This is a genomic window from Mycobacterium sp. P4_H6 (genome assembly GCF_056400845.1).
The window spans coordinates 42,264-56,517 of the sequence record NZ_JBFUKN010000001.1 but is presented as its reverse complement, the minus strand read 5'-3'; the positions used below and the strand labels follow the sequence as shown (position 1 = coordinate 56,517).

The 14,254-nt window shown below is 67.9% G+C and carries 9 protein-coding genes; 5 read left to right on the top strand and 4 right to left on the bottom strand.

What is annotated here, in order from left to right:
* The first annotated feature begins 2 nt into the window (after window positions 1-2).
* Window positions 3-2,138, top strand: coding sequence for a putative bifunctional diguanylate cyclase/phosphodiesterase (locus AC1DTF_RS00210; RefSeq protein WP_477472587.1), 2,136 nt, complete (start codon window positions 3-5; stop codon window positions 2,136-2,138).
* Window positions 2,139-2,141: 3 nt separating this feature from the next.
* Here AC1DTF_RS00210 and AC1DTF_RS00205 read toward each other — a convergent pair whose 3' ends face one another.
* From AC1DTF_RS00205 to AC1DTF_RS00190, 4 genes are read right to left on the bottom strand one after another with little or no spacing between them, the layout of a single operon-like run.
* On the bottom strand, window positions 2,142-2,663 hold the full coding sequence (locus AC1DTF_RS00205) for a 2'-5' RNA ligase family protein (protein WP_477472586.1): 522 nt from the start codon (window positions 2,661-2,663) through the stop codon (window positions 2,142-2,144).
* A gap of 2 nt (window positions 2,664-2,665) precedes the next feature.
* Complete coding sequence (gene bioD, locus AC1DTF_RS00200; protein WP_477472585.1) at window positions 2,666-3,343, bottom strand: dethiobiotin synthase; 678 nt, start codon at window positions 3,341-3,343, stop codon at window positions 2,666-2,668.
* Window positions 3,340-4,485 (bottom strand): 8-amino-7-oxononanoate synthase, encoded by a 1,146-nt coding sequence (locus tag AC1DTF_RS00195; RefSeq protein ID WP_477472584.1) that lies wholly within the window; start codon window positions 4,483-4,485, stop codon window positions 3,340-3,342. The genes bioD and AC1DTF_RS00195 overlap by 4 nt, the downstream gene beginning before the upstream one ends.
* Before the next feature lie 29 nt (window positions 4,486-4,514).
* Window positions 4,515-5,807 (bottom strand): adenosylmethionine--8-amino-7-oxononanoate transaminase, encoded by a 1,293-nt coding sequence (locus AC1DTF_RS00190; RefSeq protein WP_477472583.1) that lies wholly within the window; start codon window positions 5,805-5,807, stop codon window positions 4,515-4,517.
* A 92-nt stretch (window positions 5,808-5,899) separates the two neighbouring features.
* On the opposite strand from AC1DTF_RS00190, the gene AC1DTF_RS00185 reads away from it, so the two are divergent.
* The 4 genes from AC1DTF_RS00185 to treZ are packed head-to-tail and all read left to right on the top strand — an operon-like array spanning window position 5,900 to window position 14,224.
* On the top strand, window positions 5,900-8,074 hold the full coding sequence (locus AC1DTF_RS00185) for an acyltransferase family protein (protein WP_057165172.1): 2,175 nt from the start codon (window positions 5,900-5,902) through the stop codon (window positions 8,072-8,074).
* A 1-nt stretch (window position 8,075) separates the two neighbouring features.
* On the top strand, window positions 8,076-10,205 hold the full coding sequence (glgX, locus tag AC1DTF_RS00180) for a glycogen debranching protein GlgX (protein ID WP_477472582.1): 2,130 nt from the start codon (window positions 8,076-8,078) through the stop codon (window positions 10,203-10,205).
* Between the two features lie 13 nt (window positions 10,206-10,218).
* Window positions 10,219-12,507 (top strand): malto-oligosyltrehalose synthase, encoded by a 2,289-nt coding sequence (gene treY, locus AC1DTF_RS00175; protein WP_477472581.1) that lies wholly within the window; start codon window positions 10,219-10,221, stop codon window positions 12,505-12,507.
* Entirely contained in the window at window positions 12,500-14,224 is a 1,725-nt protein-coding gene (gene treZ, locus AC1DTF_RS00170) for a malto-oligosyltrehalose trehalohydrolase (protein WP_477472580.1), read from the top strand. The genes treY and treZ overlap by 8 nt, the downstream gene beginning before the upstream one ends.
* The last annotated feature ends 30 nt before the right edge of the window (window positions 14,225-14,254 follow it).

Here is a 14,254-nt window from a genome sequence, read left to right as displayed (position 1 = left end):
CCATGACCGAGCTCGAGACCCGATGGTCCCGTATCGAAATGGCCACCGCGACGGCCATGCTGATCGCGCTCGTCCTGTTGCTCGGTGCAACCTTCAACGCCTATCAGAACAGCGCGCGCCTGCAGGACACAATCCAGTACACCGATATCGCCTCCGGCAACGAGGGAGATATTGCACCGGCGGCGGGGCACCTCGCGTACGCACTGGAACGCTGGGCGGACGGTGCGCAGGTCCTGGACACCATCGACGTCAACCGCGGTGTCCTCATTCGCCAGCTACACACCGCCGCCGCCAATGCGCCCACCAGCGACGTCCGGGAACGCTATGAGGATCTGCTGGCCCGTGCGCAGCGACTGAGCGGCGACATCGACGATCAGAAGACCCGGGCCCCGGTGTCCGCGCCCGAACCAGGCCTCATCCGGGCCCTGGCGGCCGAAGCCGACAGCATCGTCACCGATGCCCAACTCAACCGGCAGCGCAGCAATCGAGCGGTGTTCGACCAGACCGTCGCCTCGCAGCGATTCGACGACCGCAACCGTCGGCTTGCGGTCGTCGCCGGTGTCCTGACCTTTGTGTTCGGCACGGCGACCATCGGACTGTTCCGCAGGCGCCTGCGCGTCAACCATCACAACGCATTGAAGGATCTGGCCTGTGAGGACCGGCGCCGTCAGGCCGCGGTCGAGCTGGCCAACGATCAGGCATCGATCCTGGAACAGGTTGCCGCGGGTGCGCCCACGGGTGAGGTTCATGCGGCGATCGATGCGCTCGCCGATCACGAACAGTCACTGGAGACCAGCTCACGATTGATGAACATCGTGAGATCCAGGGACAACATCCTCGGTGTGCTCGCACACCAGGCGACTCATGACGGTCTGACGGGTCTGCTGAACCGGGTCGCCCTGGTGGACGCTCTCGAAGACGCGCTCGGCCGCAGCCGTGCCGACGGAAGCTGGGTGGCCTTCCTGTTCTGCGACCTCGACCGGTTCAAGTTCATCAACGACACCTTCGGTCACGACGCCGGCGACGACCTGCTGTGCCAGGTCGCGACGCGCCTGGAGGTGGAGGTCGGTGACCGCGGGCAGGTGGGCCGGATGGGAGGCGACGAATTCGGCGTCGTCCTGACAGGCCCCGCCGACGGCGACCGGCCCCGACAAGCCGCGCACCGGATGGTCGGGGCTGTGGACCGGTTGTACGAAGTGGCGGGTCGCTGGGTGGATATCGACGTATCCGTCGGTGTGGCCGTCGCCCCCGATGACGGAATCCCCGCCGACGAACTGCTGCAGCGGGCGGATATCGCCCTGTACGCCGCGAAGGACCAGGGTCGTTCGCACGTCGCGGAATTCGATCTGGGACTCGCTGCCGAAGCCGACCATCGGCGCGGTGTGGAACATGCCCTGCAGGAGGCGGTGAGCATCGGCGGCCTGGAGGTGCACTACCAGCCGGTGGTGCCGACACGGGGTGGACGACCCACCGATATCGAAGCACTCGTGCGGTGGCGGCGTGACGGTGTGCTGCTGGAGCCTGCGGCATTTCTGTCCATCGCCGAGGACGCGGGCCTGATCGCCAAGATCGACGAGGTGGTCCTGGCCCAGGCCTGCCGGGACGGCGCCGCGCTGGTCGAGGCCGGCGCCGCGATCGGTGTCGCCGTCAACGTGTCGTCCGCAACGCTGGGCCGGCCAGATTTCGTGGAGCTCGTGGCAAAAGCGGTGCAGGACGCCGGCTTTTCGTTCGATCTGCTGCGTCTGGAGGTCACCGAGGCGACCTTGCTCAACGACACCGCCGACGCGGGACGCAAGCTGGAGATCGTGCGCGGCCAGGGCGCGAAGATCGGGATCGACGATTTCGGCACCGGCTACTCCTCGCTGCAGTACCTCAGCGAACTACCGCTGGACGCCCTCAAGATCGACCGACATTTCGTGAACCAACTGGACACCACCTCCGGCGACGCGATCGTGGAGATGATCATCAACCTCGCGCGCGCGCTGAAGTTGCACACCGTCGCCGAGGGAGTCGAAACCGCTACGCAGCGTGAGCAACTCGCGGCACTGGGCTGCGACCTGATTCAGGGCTACCGCACCGGGCGGCCGCAGCCGATGGCCGAACTGCGTCCGCGCCTGCTCAGCACCGCGACCTGGTAGCCGTCAACTCATCCAATGTTCTTCACGGGCATCGCCATCCCAGTGCCGCAGCCCCACGAACTCCCCCTCGATATCGGTGCCGGTGCCCACCACGGCCAGCGCCTGCTCCAGCAGCTCGGCGGGCACCCGGCGCGCCAGTGTGACGTGCGGGGTCCACTGCCCGGACAGGGTATGCCCAAGCGGTCCGGACTCCATGTGCGGCAAGCAGATACGGTTCACCTGGGCATGCAGGTCCAACAGCTCGACAGACGGGATCACCAGCAGCACCAGGGTGTACGGACCACGCCCGAAGACCATCGGCGCACCGAGCCGGCACGGCAGCGGCAACCGGTCCAGCAGCGGCACCAGATCCGCCTCGGCATCGGCGGACATCTGTGCCGCGACGGTGACCGTGACGTGCGGGCGATTGGTCGGCGAGCGGTGACCGGCCTGGCTGGGCACTCCGGCGTCGGCGAGCGCCTGCCAGTGCCCCCGGACGGCGGCATCGGCGCCCGCATCGAGAGTCAGCTCGATCGAGTGCACCATCGCTACACCAGGCTCGCGATCCAGTTCGGGTCGAAGGCCGACGTGCTGAGCATCTGGAACCCGTCGATGCTCAGCGGCGCCGCACCAGCCGGCAACACTGCGCGCAGCTCGGCCAACTGCGCCAGCGCCTCGCGGTTGTCCTGTTCGGCGACCCCGGGCAGCTCCGGCCAGGCGCCGATCACCAGTCCGGCTATCGGAACCCCCTTTGCCGCAAGCGATTCCAGAGTCAGCGCGGTGTGATTGAGGGTGCCCAGCCCCGGGGACACCACCACCAGGACCGGCGCGGACAAGTCGGTTGCCAGATCGCGCAGCGTCACGCCGTCGGCGCCCAGCTGCACCAGCAGGCCGCCGGCGCCCTCCACGATCGTCAACCGTCCCGGCGCGTCGGCGGCCCGCACCGAGGCCAGCAGTTCGTCGCGGTTGGGCAGCGGCAGGCCTGCTCGCCCAGCTGCAGCCACCGGGGCCAGCGCTTCGGGATAGCGCCAGCCGCCGTGCAGCGCGGTCACCCCGGACAGCCTGCCGACCTCGCGGAGATCGTCATCGCCGTCGGCGCTTCCGGTCTGCACCGGTTTGCAGACGGCGACATCCAGTCCGGCCAGGCGCGCGGCGCACGCCAGCGCGGCCGTCGTCACGGTCTTGCCCACCCCGGTATCGGTGCCGGTCACCACCAGCACGCTCATCGTGGCAGGCCGAGAACATCGGCGAGAACCCTTGCCGCCAGCGCGATCTCATCGTCGGTGAGGGCGGCACGGGCGGTCAGCCGCAGCCGCGACGTGCCGGCCGGGACGGTCGGCGGCCGGAAGCAGCCGACCCGCACGCCGCGTTGCAGGCAGGCCGCCGCGGCGGCGACGGACACCTCGGGGTCACCGAGAATGACCGAGACGACCGCCGAGGTGGGTGCCTCGGCCACATCGCAGATCCGGGCCAGTTCGCCCGCGCGGGCCAGCACCGCGGCGGCCAGCTGCGGCTGATCGATCAGCACCCGTAGGGCTGCCAGCGCGGCACCGACGGCGGCCGGCGCCAGACCGGTGTCGAAAATGAAGGTGCGGGCGGTGTCGATGAGGTGCGCGCGCACCGCGGCCGGGCCCAGCACCGCGCCGCCCTGGCTGCCCAGCGACTTGGACAAGGTGGTGGTCATGACGACGTCCGGCGCGCCGGCCAGACCGACCTCGTGCAGCAGACCCTGCCCGCCGGCGCCGCGGACCCCGAGCCCGTGCGCCTCGTCGACCAGCAGCAGCGCACCGAACCGGCGGCACACCTCGTGCAGTTCCCGCAGCGGAGCCAGCGCGCCGTCGGTGCTGAACACCGATTCGGTGGCCACCACGGCGCGGTCCTCGGCGCGGCCGGACAGCGCGTCCTCGACGGCGGCCACATCCAGATGAGGCGTCACCGCGACCCGGGCCCGTGACAGCCGGCAGGCATCCACGATGGAGGCGTGGGTGAGTGCATCGGAGACCAGCAGGGCGCCCGGACCGGTCAGCGCGGTGACCGCGCCGATATTGGCGGTGTATCCCGAGGAGAAGACCAGTGCCGATTCGGCACCGGTGAATGCCGCCAGCTCGGATTCGAATTCCTCGTGCAGTTCGGTGTTCCCGGTGACCAGTCGCGAGCCGCTCGCGCCGGCGCCCCAGGTGCGCAGCGCCTCGACGCCGCCTTCGAGCACGGCCGGGTGCTGGGACAGCCCGAGGTAGTCGTTGGAGGCCAGGTCGAGCTCGGTGCCCACCGGCGGGCGCACCCGCAGCGATCGGCGCAGCCCCTGCGCACGGCGCTGTGTCTCGACCTCGGCGAGCCAGGCCAGCGGGGAAAGACCGGTGCGTGTCAATGGACGTCCTTTCGACACTTGAACACCGTTCAGGTTAATGCACGCGCGACGGCGACCATGCCCGCACCGATCTGGGCGACCTCCTCGGCGGTGCAGATGAACGGCGGCATCGCGTAGACCAGCCTGCCGAACGGTCGCAGCCACAGGCCGTGCTCGATCGCGGTTCGGGTGGCCACGGCCATATCGACGGGCTCACGCATCTCGATGACGCCGATGGCGCCGAGCACCCGCACGTCGGCCACCGCAGGCAGCGTTCGCGCCGGTTCGAGTCCGTCCCGCAGACCGGCCTCGATCTTGCCGACCCGTCCCCGCCAGTCACCCTCCAACAGCAGTTCGACGGCGGCCACCGATACCGCGCAGGCGAGCGCGTTGGCCATGAAGGTCGGCCCGTGCATCAGGGCCCCCGGCTCGCCGGCGCTGATGGTCGCGGCGACGTGCGCCGTGCACAGGGTGGCGGCCAACGTCACGTATCCGCCGGTGAGCGCCTTGCCGACGCACATGATGTCGGGGCTGACGCCGGCATGGTCGGCGGCGAACAGTTCCCCGGTGCGCCCGAACCCGGTGGCGATCTCATCGAAGATGAGCAGCACACCGTGCCGGTCGCACAGCCGTCGCAGGTCGTTGAGATAGCGCGGGTCGTGGAACCGCATACCACCGGCACCCTGCACCACCGGCTCGACGATCACCGCAGCCAACTCGCCGGCGTGCTCGGCGAGTTGGCGTTCGAAGGTGGCGACGTAGGACGGGTCGTACTCACCGGGCACCTGCGGGGCGAACACCTGCCGGGCCAGGACGTCGGTCCAGATCGAGTGCATGCCGCCGTCGGGGTCACACACACTCATCGGGGTGAAGGTGTCGCCGTGATATCCGCCGCGCCAGGTCATCAGCCGGTGCTTGGCCGGCCGGCCGCGGCTGCGCCAGTACTGCAGCGCCATCTTGGCGGCCACCTCCACCGACACCGAGCCCGAATCGCTGAAGAACACCGAGTCCAGGCCCGCCGGGGTGATCTCGACCAGCAGCTGAGCCAGTCGGGCCGCGGGCTCATGGGTCAGGCCGCCGAACATGACGTGGTTCATCGTGGCCAGCTGAGCGCTCATGGCCGCATCGAGCCGCGGATGGCCGTGGCCGTGCACCGCCGTCCACCACGAACTCATGGCGTCGAGGACATCGACGGACCTGCCGTCGTGCACGAGGGTCAGCCAGGCACCCTTGGCGGCCACCGCCACCACCGGCGTCAGCGCCTGGGAGCCGATGGTGCTGTAGGGGTGCCAGATGTGCGCGGTGTCGATCGCGCTGATCTCATCCGGTGTCAACGCGGGCATGGCACCGGACACTATCGCTTTGCTCAGCAGGTGTGACGTCGCGCCCGTGGCCTGAGGCACCCAGGGTTCTTAGGTAGATTAACTCCCCGACCATGATGACCCTTGCTCCCGCCCGGCCCTCCACCCGCGGTAAAGCCGAAGCGCGTCCCGCGTCGCCCGTCGGCACGCAGATGGGTACCCGCGCATCGGGCTTCTACCGGCACGACCTCGACGGACTCCGCGGGGTCGCGATCGCCCTCGTGGCGATTTTCCACGTCTGGTTCGGCCGGGTTTCCGGTGGTGTGGACGTGTTCCTGGCGCTGTCCGGGTTCTTCTTCGGCGGCCGGTTGCTGCGGGCCGCAATCGACCCGGCCACCGCGCTGCGCCCGGTTCCGGAGATCGTGCGGCTGGTGCGCCGACTGCTGCCTGCATTGATCGTGGTACTCGCCGCCGCCGCGGTGCTGACCATCCTGATCCAGCCGGAAACCCGCTGGGAAACGTTTGCTGACCAGAGCCTGGCCAGCCTCGGCTACTACCAGAACTGGGAGCTGGCCAACACCGCTGCGGACTATCTGCGCGCCGGCGAGACGGTGAGCCCGCTGCAGCACATCTGGTCGATGTCGGTGCAGGGCCAGTTCTACATCGCGCTGCTGGCGATCATCTTCGGCCTCGCCTGCCTGCTGCGCCGACCGCTCGGCAGGCACGTGCGCTGGGTGTTCATCGTGCTGCTCACCGCGCTGACCATCGCGTCGTTCGTCTACGCGATCATCGCGCACAACGCCGATCAGGCCGTCGCGTACTACAACAGCTTCGCCCGCGCCTGGGAGCTCACCCTGGGCGCGCTGATCGGCGCGCTGGTCCCCTATGTGCGCTGGCCCATGTGGGTGCGCACCATCGTGGCGACGGTATCGCTGGTCGCCATCCTGTTGTGCGGCTGGCTGATCGACGGGGTCCGCGAGTTCCCCGGCCCGTGGACGCTGGTGCCGGTCGGGGCCACCGTGCTGTTCATCCTGTCCGCGGCCAACCGGGTCGCCGACCCGCACACCGGCGGCAAGCTGCCCGCCCCCAACCGGCTGCTGGCCACCAAACCGTTCGTCGCGCTGGGATCGATGGCCTACTCGCTGTACCTGTGGCACTGGCCGCTGCTGATCTTCTGGCTGGCCTACAGCGGGCGCGACCACGCCGGCTTCACCGACGGCGCGATCGTGCTGCTGGTGTCCGGCGTGCTGGCCTGGCTGACCACCAGATACGTGGAGACCCCGCTGCGCTACAAGGCACCGGCGCAGCGGCCCGTCGGTGTCCCGTGGCGCACCCGGTTGCGCCGCCCGACGATCGTGCTGGGCTCGGTGGTCACCCTACTGGGTGTCACGCTGACCGCGACCTCGTTCACCTGGCGTGAGCATGTCACCGTCGAGCGGGCCAGCGGTAAGGAATTGTCCGGCCTCTCGGCGCGCGACTACCCCGGATCGCGCGCACTGCTCAACAACGCCAAGGTGCCCAAGCTGCCGATGCGGCCCACCGTGCTGGAGGCCAAGAACGACATCCCGGAGTCCACCAACGCCGGTTGTATCAGTGACTTCGACAACGTCGACGTCATCAACTGCACCTACGGCAACAAGGATTCCCAACGCACCATCGCCCTGGCCGGCGGCTCACATGCCGAACACTGGATCACCGCGCTGGACCTGCTGGGCCGGCTGCACGACTTCAAGGTGGTCACCTACCTGAAGATGGGTTGCCCGCTGACCACCGAGGAGAAACCCCTCGTGATGGGCGACAACCGCCCCTATCCGAAGTGCCGGGAATGGAATGAGAAGGTGATGCCGAAGCTGCTTGCCGACAAGCCCGACTTCGTGTTCACTACCTCCACCCGGCCGTGGAACATCAAACCCGGCGATGTCATGCCCAGCGCGTATCTCGGTATCTGGCAAGAGTTCTCGGATGCCGGCATCGATGTGCTGGCCATGCGCGACACGCCCTGGCTGGTGCGCAACAACAAGCCGTATTTCCCGGCCGATTGTCTGGCCGACGGCGGCGATGCCATCTCGTGCGGCATCAAGCGCTCTGAGGTACTGTCCGACGACAACCCGACTTTGAATTATGTGCAACGGTTCCCGAACCTGAAGCCACTCGACATGACCGATGCGGTGTGCCGACCGGACTTCTGCCGAGTAGTGGAGGGAAATGTGTTGATGTATCACGACTCCCACCACCTGTCGACCACGTACGTGCGCACCATGACGAACGAACTCGGGCGTCAGCTCGCAGCCGCCACCGGCTGGTGGTGACATGGACGTCACGGTCTGGCCCGGCACCGCGTATCCACTGGGTGCCACCTATGACGGGGCTGGCACCAACTTCTCACTGTTCTCCGAGGTCGCCGACGCGGTCGAGCTCTGCCTGATCGCCAAAGACGGTACCGAACAACGGATTCCGCTCGACGAGGTCGATGGCTACGTCTGGCACGCCTACCTGCCCACCGTGAGTCCGGGCCAGCGCTACGGATTCCGGGTGTACGGGCCGTGGGATCCCACGGCCGGACACCGGTGTGACCCCAGCAAGCTGCTGCTCGACCCGTACGGAAAGTCATTCCACGGCGACTTCGAGTTCACCCAGGCGCTGTTCTCCTACGACCTGGAATCCGACGATCCCGCCGTCACCCCCGCCGATCCCCCGGTGGACTCCTTGGGCCACACCATGACCAGCGTGGTGATCAACCCGTTCTTCGACTGGGGTTCCGACCGGGCACCGCGCACCCCTTACCACGAGACCGTCATCTACGAAGCCCACGTCAAGGGCCTGACCCAGCTGCACCCCGACATCCCCGAACAACTGCGCGGCACCTACGCCGGCCTGGCGCACCCGGTGATCGTCGAGCATCTGAAGTCGCTGAACGTCACCGCCATCGAGCTCATGCCGGTGCACCAGTTCCTGCACGACCACCGGCTGCTCGACTTGGGACTGCGAAACTACTGGGGTTACAACACCTTCGGATTCCTCGCCCCGCATGCCCAGTACGCGGCCAGCCGCCACGCCGGTGGCGCGGTGGCCGAGTTCAAGGCGATGGTGCGCTCCTTCCACGACGCCGGTATCGAGGTCATCCTCGACGTGGTCTACAACCACACCGCCGAGGGCAACCACCTGGGCCCGACGCTGAACTTCCGCGGTATCGACAACGCGGCGTATTACCGGCTGCTCGACGGCGAGGAACAGTTCTACAAGGACTTCACCGGCACCGGCAACAGTCTCAACGCCCGTCACCCGCACACCCTGCAGCTGATCATGGATTCGCTGCGGTACTGGGTGCTGGAGATGCACGTCGACGGCTTCCGCTTCGACCTGGCCTCAACCCTGGCCCGCGAGTTCTACGATGTCGACCGGCTGTCGGCCTTCTTCGATCTGGTGCAACAGGATCCGGTGGTCAGCCAGGTCAAGCTGATCGCCGAACCCTGGGACGTCGGCGAGGGCGGCTACCAGGTCGGCAACTTCCCCGGGCTGTGGACAGAGTGGAACGGCAAGTACCGCGACACCGTGCGCGACTACTGGCGCGGTGAGCCCGCGACGCTCGGTGAGTTCGCGTCACGGCTCACCGGATCCTCGGATCTCTACGAGAACACCGGCCGCCGGCCCGGCGCGAGCATCAACTTCGTCACCTGCCATGACGGGTTCACCCTGGCCGACCTGGTGTCCTACAACGAGAAACACAACGAGGCCAACGGCGAGGACAACCGGGACGGCGAGAGCCACAACCGGTCCTGGAACTGCGGCGTCGAGGGCCCGACCGACGATCCGGACATCCTCGCGCTGCGGGCGCGACAGATGCGCAATGTGATCGGCACGCTGATGATCTCGCAGGGCACCCCGATGATCAGTCACGGCGACGAGATCGGACGCACTCAGGGCGGCAACAACAACGCCTACTGCCAGGATTCGCCGGTCGCCTGGGTGGACTGGTCCCGGCTCGAGGACAACGCCGAACTGCTGGAGTTCACCCGCAAGGCGGTGGCGCTGCGCAAGAAACACCCGGTGTTCCGGCGGCGCCGCTTCCTGGCGGGCAATCCGATTCGCAGCGGCGAACAGGAGCGCGACATCGCGTGGCTGACACCGGCAGGCGCCGAGATGACCCCGGAGGACTGGGGATCGGGCTTCGGCAAGAGTGTCGCGGTGTTCCTCAACGGCGACGCCATCCCCGAACCCAACGCCCGCGGCGAGCGCGTCCGCGACGATTCGTTCCTGTTGTGCTTCAACGCACACGACGAATCGCTGGATTTCGTGCTGCCACCGGATGATTACGCCGAAAAGTGGGTAACCGCGTTGGACACCGGCGATCCCGCCGGTCCCGACGAGGTGACGATTTCTGCGGGCGAGAAGATCTCGCTGCAGCCGCGTTCGCTTCTGGTGCTCCGGAAAACGACCTAGGCGGTAACGGCTGATGGGTGTCCCGCTCTCCACGTATCGGCTGCAGATGCGCGGTGATTCCTTCACCTTCGCCGACGCGGTCGACCTGCTGGACTATTTGGACGATCTCGGGGTCTCACACCTGTACCTGTCCCCGATCCTGACCGCGGCCGCGGGGTCCACCCACGGGTACGACGTCACCGACCCGACCACGGTGTCCCAGGAACTCGGCGGACCCGAGGGTCTGGCCGAGTTGTCCGCCCAGGCCCGGGCCCGCGGGATGGGCCTGATCGTCGATATCGTGCCCAACCACGTCGGCGTCGACGATCCCACGCAGAACCCCTGGTGGTGGGACGTGCTCACGCACGGCCGGGATTCCGCGTACAGCACCTACTTCGACATCGACTGGAATCTCGACCACGGCCGGATCGTGTTGCCGGTGCTGGGATCCGACGACGACATCTCCGAACTGACCGTGGACGGAGATCGGCTGCGGCTGGGCGATCGGGTCTGGCCGATCGCTCCGGGTACCGCGCAGGACGGCGCATCCGGTGCCGAGGTGCACGACCGTCAGCACTACAAACTCATCGGCTGGAGGAACAACCTCTGCGGCTATCGCCGGTTCTTCTCCATCACGTCACTGGCCGGCCTGCGCCAGGAGGACCCCGCTGTGTTCGACGCATCCCATGCCGAGGTGGGCCGCTGGTTCACCGAGGGGATGGTCGACGGGTTGCGCATCGACCATCCCGACGGGCTCGCCGAACCCGCCGCCTACGTGACGGACCTTCGCGATCTGGTCGGCGAGAAGGCCTGGATCGTCATCGAGAAGATCCTGGCCCCCGACGAGCCTCTCGACACCGGGCTGCCGGTGGACGGCACCACCGGTTATGACGCCTTGCGCGAGATCGGCGGGCTGTTCGTCGACCCGTCGGCCGAACCGACGCTGACCGCGCTCTACGAGCGCAGCGGTGTCGACCGCAGCACCATCGAGCACCAGACATCGGAATTGAAGACCGCCGCCGCCACCGTCACCCTCGCCAGCGAGCTGGCCCGGGTGTGCCGGTCCATCGTCGCCGATATCGGTGCCGACCATCCCCTGCTGCCGGATGCGGTCACCTCCTTGCTGACCCACGTGCACGTGTACCGGTTCGACTACCTGAATCTGACCGCTGTCGGACCGACCGCGATCGCCGAGGCCGTGCGCACCCGGCCCGAACTGGCCGAACCGCTGCAGCTGGTGGCGGCGGCCCTGGCACACGACGGCGAGGCCGCGGTCCGCATCCAGCAGCTGTGCGGTGCGGTGACCGCGAAGTCCGTCGAGGACTGCCTGTTCTACCGGGACGCCCGACTGGTCACCCTCAACGAGGTCGGCGGTGAGCCGTCACTTTTCGGCGTGAGCGCCGCCGAGTTCCACGAGCGGGCGGCCACCCGGGCGCGTCTGTGGCCGCACGCCATGGTGACGCTGTCCACCCACGACACCAAACGCAGTGAGGACGTGCGGGCCCGCATCGGTGTGCTGTCCCAGCTGGCCGACGAGTGGGCCGAACGTGTCGAACGCTGGTCTCATATCGTACTGAGCCCGGACCCGGCGACCACACTCTTCCTGTGGCAGAACGTCTTCGGCGTGTGGCCGGTCGACGGCGAGGTATCCGAGTCCCTGCGGGCCCGGCTGCACGCCTACGCGGAAAAGGCGATCAGGGAAGCCGCGCTGCACACCTCGTGGAACGACCCGGACACCGCATTCGAATCGGCGGTACACGACTGGGTCGATGCCGTCATCGACGGCCCGGTGTCCAAGGAACTGACCGCACTGGTGGCTCGCGCCGATGCGCACGCCCACAGCGACAGCCTCGGCCAGAAACTCCTGGCGCTCACCGTGCCCGGCATCCCGGATGTTTATCAGGGCACCGAACAGTTCGACGACAGCCTGGTCGATCCGGACAATCGCCGGCCGGTGGACTATGCCGTGCGGCGCGCCGCATTGCAGGCCCGCACCGACCCCAAGATCCGGGTGGTGGGCGCCGCGCTGCGGCTGCGCAGGGAACTGCCCGACACGTTCCTCGACGGCGGCTACCGACCGGTGCCGGCGTCGGGATCCGCGGCCGCGCACCTGGTCGCCTTCCTGCGCGGCGATGACGTGCTGGTGGCGGTGTCACGGTGGACGGTCAAGCTTGCCGAGATCGGCTGGGGGGACACCACAGTGACATTGCCGGAAGGCATCTGGACCGACCGGCTGACCGGGCGCACCCATGCGGGCAGTCCGGCGGCGACCGAGTTGTTCGCCGAGCTGCCGGTGGTACTGCTGGAGCGCACCGATGTCTGAGCGTGAATTCGAGGTGTGGGCGCCGCGTCCCGACCGGGTGCAGCTCGATGTCGACGGCGCCCGGTATCCGATGGAGCGCGGCACCGACGACTGGTGGCGGGCCACCGTGACAGCCGGACCCGACAGTCGTTACGGATTCGTCCTCGATGACGACGACACCGTGCTGCCCGACCCACGGTCGCCCCGCCAACCGGACGGGGTGCACGCGCCTTCGCAGCTGTGGACCCCCGCCGCGGCCCCCGAAGACTGGCCGGGACGCTCGATCGAGGGCTCCACCATCTATGAGCTGCACGTCGGGACATTCACCCCCGCAGGCACTTTCGATGCCGCCATCGAAAAGCTGCAGTACCTGGTCAATCTCGGTGTCGACTTCGTCGAACTGATGCCGGTGAACGCCTTCAGCGGCACCCACGGCTGGGGTTATGACGGTGTGCTCTGGTACGCGGTGCACGAGCCCTACGGCGGCCCGGATGCCTTGCTGCGTCTCGTCGACGCCTGTCACGCCGTGGGCCTCGGCGTGCTGATCGACGCGGTGTTCAACCATCTCGGCCCGTCCGGCAACTACCTGCCCAGGTTCGGGCCCTATCTGTCCAGCGGCAGCAACCCGTGGGGCGAATCGGTCAACATCGGCGATGCCGGCGCCGACGAGGTGCGCCGCTACATCTTGGACTGCGCGCTGCGCTGGATGCGTGATTTCGGGGCCGACGGTCTGCGCCTCGACGCCGTACACGCATTGGTGGACACCACCGCCATCCACATCCTGGAGGAATTGACCACCGAAACCGATGCTCTGGCAGCCGAGTTGGGCCGCCCGCTGTCCCTGATCGCCGAGAGTGACATGAACGACCCCCGGCTGATCACCCCGCGCGATCAGGGAGGCCTCGGACTCACCGCGCAGTGGGACGACGATATCCACCACGCCATCCACACCGCGGTCTCCGGCGAACGGCAGGGCTATTACGGTGATTTCGGCACCGTGGAGACGCTGGCGCAGACCTTGACGCACGGCTACTTCCACGCAGGCACGTACTCGTCGTTCCGCGGCCGCCGGCACGGCCGCCCCCTGGACACGGCCACCATTCCTGCGACCCGACTGCTCGCCTACACCCTCACCCACGATCAGGTGGGCAACCGGGCCACCGGTGACCGGCCGTCACAGAACCTGACCACCGGCCAGCTCGCGGTGAAGGCCGCGCTGGCACTCGGATCTCCCTATACGGCAATGCTGTTCATGGGTGAGGAATGGGGTTCGAGCAGTCCGTTTCAGTTCTTCACCTCCCATCCGGAACCGGAACTGGGCCGTGCCACCGCGGAGGGTCGCAAGGCAGAATTCGCTGCGCACGGCTGGGATGCCGATGAGATTCCGGACCCGCAGGATCCCGAGACCTTCACCCGGTCCAAGCTCGACTGGGACGAGGTCGCCGAGGGTGAGCACGCCCGGCTGTTGGAGGCCTACCGGCAGCTGATCGCGTTGCGGCACAACGAACCCGACTTCGCCGACCCGTGGCTGGACCACCTGCGGGTGGAGTACGACGAGGATGCGCGCTGGATCGTCCTGCACCGCGGCTCGCTGGCGGTGGTGTGCAATCTCGGCGACTCCGCGGTGAGTGTTCCGGTCACCGGCGAGGTCGTGCTCGCGTGGGATGACCCGTCGGCCGACGGTGCAGCCACCGTGATGCCCGGGCATTCTTTCGCGATTCTGCGCGCTGTCAACTGACCGTCCACAGGCTGTGGATGGCCGTTTGCC